This window comes from Variovorax sp. VRV01, from assembly GCF_014852545.1.
GTDB lineage: Bacteria > Pseudomonadota > Gammaproteobacteria > Burkholderiales > Burkholderiaceae_C > Variovorax > Variovorax beijingensis_A.
In genome coordinates, this window is the sequence record NZ_JACVBS010000023.1 from 86,323 (window position 1) to 92,753 (window position 6,431).

Below are 6,431 nucleotides of genomic sequence, written 5' to 3' on the forward strand. Positions count from 1 at the left end.
TGATTCTTTCCCCTCAGATGTCGAACAGCAGGCGCGACGGATCTTCGAGCGCTTCCTTCATGGCCACCAGGCCCAGCACGGCCTCGCGGCCGTCGATGATGCGGTGGTCGTAGCTCATGGCGAGGTAGTTCATCGGACGGATGACGATCTGGCCGTTCTCGACCACGGCGCGGTCCTTGGTGGCATGCACGCCGAGGATCGCCGACTGGGGCGGGTTGATGATCGGCGTCGAGAGCATCGAACCGAAGGTCCCGCCGTTCGAGATGGAGAAGGTGCCGCCGGTCATCTCTTCGATGCCCAGCTTGCCGTCCTGCGCCTTCTTGCCGTATTCGGCGATCTTCTTCTCGATGTCGGCAAAGCTCATCTGGTCGGCGTTGCGCAGGATGGGCACCACGAGGCCGCGCGGCGAACCGACGGCAATGCCGATGTCGAAGTAGCCGTGGTACAGGATGTCGTTGCCATCGACCGAGGCGTTGATCACCGGGTACTTCTTGAGCGCATGCACCGCGGCCTTCACGAAGAAGCTCATGAAGCCGAGCTTCACGCCGTGCTCCTTGGTGAAGCTGTCCTGGAAGCGCTTGCGCAGTTCCATGACGGGCGCCATGTTGACCTCGTTGAAGGTCGTGAGGATGGCGTTGGTCGACTGCGACTGGATCAGGCGCTCGGCGATGCGGGCGCGCAGGCGGCTCATCGGCACGCGCTGCTCGGGGCGCTCGCCCAGGTCGGGCGCGCTGGCGGGTGCGACAACCTGTGGCAGCGCGGGCTTGGCGGCCGGTGCGGCCACGGTGGCCGCAGGCTTGGCGCCCGAAGCGACTGCACCGAGCACGTCGCCCTTGGTGACGCGGCCGTCCTTGCCGGTACCGGCGACATCGCTGGTCTTGAGGTTGTTGTCGGCCAGCAGCTTGGCGGCGGCAGGCATGGCAACGTCCGACTTCGCACCGCCAGTGGCGGCGGCCGCCGCTGCGGGCGCAGGTGCCGCGGCAGCCGGGGCGGCAGCGGGTGCTGCTGCAGGCGCTGCGGCACTTGCCTTGCCTTCGGTGTCGATCTTCGCGATCAGCTGATCGGCCACCACGGTGGCGCCATCGGGCTGCACGATTTCGGCCAGCACGCCAGCCGAGGGCGCGGGCACTTCCAACACGACCTTGTCGGTCTCGATCTCGATCAGGATTTCATCGACGGCGACGGCTTCGCCGGCCTTCTTCTTCCAGGTGAGCATGGTGGCTTCGGCCACGGATTCGGAAAGCTGGGGGACTTTGACTTCTACGATAGACATTTGGAGTGGGCTCCGTTTTGTTCTTCAGGTGTTCGTGTGAAAAAGAGGCTTGTAATTACTTGGTCAGCACGAAGCCCTTGAGCTTGCCAAATGCGCCATCGACGAGCGCCTTCTGCTGTTCCTGGTGCAGGTGCGAGTAGCCGACCGCGGGCGATGCCGAAGCGGCACGGCCGGAGTAGCCGAGCTTCTGGCCTTCCTGCATGTTTTCGTGGATGTAGTGCTGCACGAAGAACCAGGCGCCCTGGTTCTGCGGCTCGTCCTGGCACCAGACCACGTCGGCGAGGTTCGGGTACTTCTTGATCTCGGCGGCGAAAGCCTTGTGCGGGAACGGATAGAGCTGCTCGACGCGGATGATCGCCACGTCGTCATCGCCCTTTTCTTCGCGCTTCTTGGCCAGGTCGTAGTAGACCTTGCCCGAGCAGGCGATCAGGCGCTTGACCTTCTCGGCCTTCAGGCCCTTGCTGTCCGGGATGACCGTCTGGAAGCCGCCCTTGGTGAACTCGGACAGCGGCGAGGTCGCGTCCTTGTTACGCAGCAGCGACTTCGGCGTCATGATGATCAGCGGCTTACGCAGGTTGCGCACCATCTGGCGGCGCAGCACGTGGAAGATCTGGCTGGCCGTGGTCGGCTGCACCACCTGCATGTTGGTGTCGGCGCTCAGCTGCATGAAGCGCTCGAGGCGCGCCGAGCTGTGCTCGGGGCCCTGGCCTTCGTAGCCGTGCGGCAGCATCATGGTCAGGCCGTTGACGCGGCCCCACTTCACTTCGCCCGAGGCGATGAACTGGTCGATCACCACCTGCGCGCCGTTCACGAAGTCGCCGAACTGGGCTTCCCAGATCACGAGCGTGTTCGGGTCGTTCGAGGCGTAGCCGTATTCGAACGCGAGCACGGCTTCTTCCGACAGGATCGAGTCGATCACGACGAACGGCGCCTGGTTCTCGGCCACGTTCTGCAGCGGCGTATAGGTGCCTTCGTCGAACTTCTCGCGGTTCTGGTCGTGCAGCACGGCGTGGCGGTGCGTGAACGTGCCGCGGCCGCTGTCCTCGCCCGACAGGCGCACCGGGTAGCCGCTGGCCACCAGCGAGGCAAAGGCCATGTGCTCGCCCATGCCCCAGTCGACGTTCACGTCGCCGCGGCCCATGGCGGCGCGGTCGTCCAGCACCTTCTTCACGAGCGGGTGCACCGTGAAGCCGGCCGGCACCGTGGTGATCTTCTCGGCCAGGCGCTTCCACTCGCTGGACGGAATGGCGGTGTCGCCGGCGTCGGTCCACTTCTTGTTGAGGTACGGATTCCAGTCGACGGCGTACTTGCTCTTGAAGTTCGTGAGCACCGGGTCGACCGTGTTGCGGCCTTCGTCGAAGGCGGCGCGCTGGGCCTTGACCATGTCGTCGCCGAGCGTTTCGCCCAGGCCCTGCGTCGCCAGCTTGTCGGCGTACAGCTTGCGCGTGCCGGGGTGCTGGGCGATCTTCTTGTACATGAGCGGCTGGGTGAGCGAGGGGGTGTCCTGCTCGTTGTGGCCCAGCTTGCGGAAGCAGATGATGTCGACCACCACGTCCTTCTGGAACTCCATGCGGAATTCGAGCGCGAGCTGGGTGGCGAGCACCACGGCCTCGGGATCGTCGCCGTTCACGTGCAGCACCGGCGCCTCGATCATCTTGACGATGTCCGAGCAATACAGCGTCGAGCGGCTGTCGCGCGGGTCGCTGGTGGTGAAGCCGATCTGGTTGTTGATCACGATGTGCACCGTGCCGCCCGTGAAGTAGCCACGGGTCTCGGCCAGCGCCAGCGTTTCCATCACGACGCCCTGGCCCGCGAAGGCGGCGTCGCCGTGCACGAGCACGGGCAGCACCTGCTTGCCCTGCGGGTCGGCGCGGCGGTCCATGCGGGCGCGCACCGAGCCTTCGACCACGGGGTTCACGATCTCGAGGTGCGAGGGGTTGAAGGCCAGGCTCAGGTGTACCGGTCCGCCGGGCGTGGTCACGTCCGAGCTGAAGCCCTGGTGGTACTTGACGTCGCCGCTGGGCAGGTCTTCAGGAGCGGTGTGGTCGAACTCGGCGAACAGGTCGGCCGGCATCTTGCCGAGCGAGTTGACCAGCACGTTGAGGCGCCCGCGGTGGGCCATGCCGATCACGATCTCCTGCACGCCCTTGATGCCGGCCTGGTTGATCAGCTCGTCCATCGAGACGATGAAGCTCTCGCCGCCTTCGAGCGAGAAGCGCTTCTGGCCCACGTACTTGGTGTGCAGGAAGCGCTCGAGGCCTTCGGCTGCAGTCAGCCGGTTGAGCACGTGCTTCTTCTGCTCGGCGGTCAGCTGCGGATTGGTGCGGGCGCTTTCGAGCTTCTGCTGCCACCAGCGCTTGTGATTCTGGTCGGTGGTGTACATGTACTCGGCGCCGATGGTGCCGCAGTACGTTTCGCGCAAGGCATTGAGCAGGTCGCGCAGCGACATGGTCTCCTTGCCGAAGAAGGTGTTGCTGGTGTTGAACACCGTCTCGAGGTCGGCATCGGTGAAGCCGTAGAACGAGGGCTCGAGTTCCGGGATGGCCGGGCGCTCGGCGCGCTTGAGCGGGTCCAGGTCGGCCCAGCGGGCGCCGACGTTGCGGTAGGCGGCGATCAGCTGCTGGACGGCGGTGCGCTTGCGGCCGAGCTCGGAATCCGCGCCGCTGGCCTGCACGACCTTGGTGGTGCCCTGCTTCGCGCGTTCGGCGAAAGCGTTGATTACCGGCTGGTGCGGAACGTCCCTGGTGTTGGAGCCATCGACCGCGGGCACGTTCTGCAGGGCGTCGAAATACGAACGCCAGTTGTCAGGCACGCTGCCGGGATTGGAAAGGTAGTTTTCGTACATCTCCTCGACATAGGGCGCATTGCCGCCGAAGAGGTACGTGTTGCCCTGATACGCGGCATACGCCGTGGGCTTTGAGGAATCGCTCATGATCCGCTGACCTTCGCTTCCCTGAAGGAAGCACTAGCTGGTTAAGAAACCTTCCGCGACACGGCTGAACCGGTTGGCGGATGCGACTGTGGCTGGGGAAGGGCCTGAGTACCTTCGCATTGTGCCACGTCAAACATATGACGGCTCGACGCGGCTTCGCAAGGCCCGCTTTGCTCACTCAGGCGGAAGAAACCAGCTGCCTGATCTGCTGCAGGGTGGCAGGGTCGTCGATGGTGGTCAGGTCGCCCGGATCGCGCTGTTCGCACACGGCCTGGATGGCGCGCCGCAGCAGCTTGCCGCTGCGGGTCTTGGGCAGGCCCGAGACGAAGCGCACCCGCGCGGGCCGCGCCAGCGCACCGAGCTGGTCGGCCACCACCTTCATGAGCTCGCCTTCGAGCTTCAGCGCCGCATCGGTGTCGGTCACGGCGATGCCGTCCTTCGGCACCACGAAAGCCATTGCCACCTGGCCCTTGAGCGCATCGGCCACACCCACCACCGCCACTTCGGCCACGTTGGCGTGGCCCGAGATGCTCTCCTCGATCTCGCGGGTGCCCAGGCGGTGGCCGGCCACGTTGATCACGTCGTCGGTGCGCCCGAGGATGTAGAAGTAGCCGTCCTCGTCGCGAATGCCCCAGTCGAAGGTCGAATAGACCATCCTGCCCGGCACGCTCTTCCAGTAGGTGTCGACGAAGCGCGCATCGTCCTTCCACACCGTCTGCATGAAGCCGGGCGGGGTCGGGCCTTCGACCACGACCACGCCCTTTTCATTGGGGGCGGTCAATTCCTCGCCGGTCGATTCGTGCAGGATCTTGATGCGGTAGCCATACATCGGGACACCGGGGCTGCCGAACTTGCTGGGCTTGGTCTCGACGCCGTTGGCAATGGTGATCATCGGCCAGCCCGACTCGGTCTGCCAGTAGTTGTCGATGATGGGCACGCCCAGGCCTTCGCTGATCCAGCGCGCGGTGGGCTCGTCGAGCGGCTCGCCGGCAAGGAACAGCGCGCGCAGGCTCGACAGGTCGTATTTCTTCAGCAGCGCCGGATCCTGCTTCTTGAGCACGCGCACCGCGGTGGGTGCGCTGAACATCACCGTCACCTTGTATTTCTCGACCAGGCGCCACCAGATGCCGCCGTCGGGCTGCCGGTCGATGCCCTGCGTGGGCAGGCCCTCGTACATGAGGGTGGCCATGCCGGCGATCAGCGGGCCGTAGACGATGTAGCTGTGGCCCACCACCCAGCCGATGTCGCTGGTCGAGAAGTAGGTTTCGCCAGGCCGGCCGTCGAAGATGTGCTTCATGCTCGCGGCCAGCGCCACGGCATAGCCGCCGACGTCGCGCTGCACGCCCTTGGGCTTGCCGGTGGTGCCGCTGGTGTAGATGGTGTAGCTGATGTCGGTGGCGGCCAGCCAGGTGCATGGCACCTCGGCGTCGAGGTGCTTTTGCCGGAGTTCGCCGGCCAGGTGGTCGCGGCCGGCCGTCAGGTCCATGGGGGCCAGGCCGCGGTCGGTGAGCAGCAGCGCGGCCGGCTTGTACTTCGACAGCCGGATCGCCTCGTCGAGCAGCGGCTTGTACGCAATGACCTTGCCGCCGCGCGAGCCGGCGTCCGCGCTCACCACCACCTTGGGCTCGGCGTCCTCGATGCGCGTGGCCAGCGAGCCGCTCGCGAATCCGCCGAACACCACGCAGTGGATCGCGCCGATGCGCGCGCAGGCCAGCATCGCGAAGGCGGCCTCGGGAATCATCGGCATGTAGATGAGCACGCGGTCGCCCTTCCCCACGCCCAGTTCCATCAGGCTGGCGGCGGTGCGCTGCACCTCGGCGTGCAGTTCCCTGAAGCTGTAGCTCTTCTCCACGCCGGTTTCGGTGGAAACGAAGATCAGCGCAGGCTGGTCGCCGCGCGTGGCCAGGTGCCGGTCGACCGCGTTGTGGCACAGGTTGGTGGTGCCGCCCACGAACCAGCGCGCAAAGGGCGGCTGGCTCGCGTCGAGGATCTGCTCTGCGGGGGTCTGCCAGTCGATCAGCTTCGCCTGCTCGGCCCAGAAGGCCTCGGGCGCATCGACGGACTGGCGATAGAACTCTTCGTAGCGGCTCATCTGGATATGTCTCCTTATATCTTTCGAATAGTTCAAACTTCATTGCTCGAGGTGCTGCAAAGCACGTCGATCAGTGAACGGGTTGACTCGCCACCGCGCAGCCTGGGTCTCCTGCGAGCCCGAGCTCGACCTAC

3 protein-coding genes are annotated in these 6,431 nt (G+C 65.5%); all 3 read right to left on the minus strand.

The window, feature by feature from the left end:
- Positions 1-13: 13 nt before the first annotated feature.
- The 3 genes from odhB to IB278_RS29445 all read right to left on the minus strand — a co-directional run bounded on the left by odhB (position 14) and on the right by IB278_RS29445 (position 6,297).
- On the minus strand, positions 14-1,273 hold the full coding sequence (gene odhB, locus IB278_RS29435; RefSeq protein WP_145743405.1) for a 2-oxoglutarate dehydrogenase complex dihydrolipoyllysine-residue succinyltransferase: 1,260 nt from the start codon (positions 1,271-1,273) through the stop codon (positions 14-16).
- Positions 1,274-1,328: 55 nt separating this feature from the next.
- A complete protein-coding gene (locus IB278_RS29440) occupies positions 1,329-4,205 on the minus strand; it encodes a 2-oxoglutarate dehydrogenase E1 component (RefSeq protein ID WP_145743403.1) in 2,877 nt (958 codons plus the stop codon).
- 178 nt (positions 4,206-4,383) lie between these two features.
- Positions 4,384-6,297, minus strand: a complete 1,914-nt coding sequence (locus tag IB278_RS29445; RefSeq protein WP_192327390.1) for a propionate--CoA ligase — start codon at positions 6,295-6,297, stop codon at positions 4,384-4,386.
- Positions 6,298-6,431: the final 134 nt, after the last annotated feature.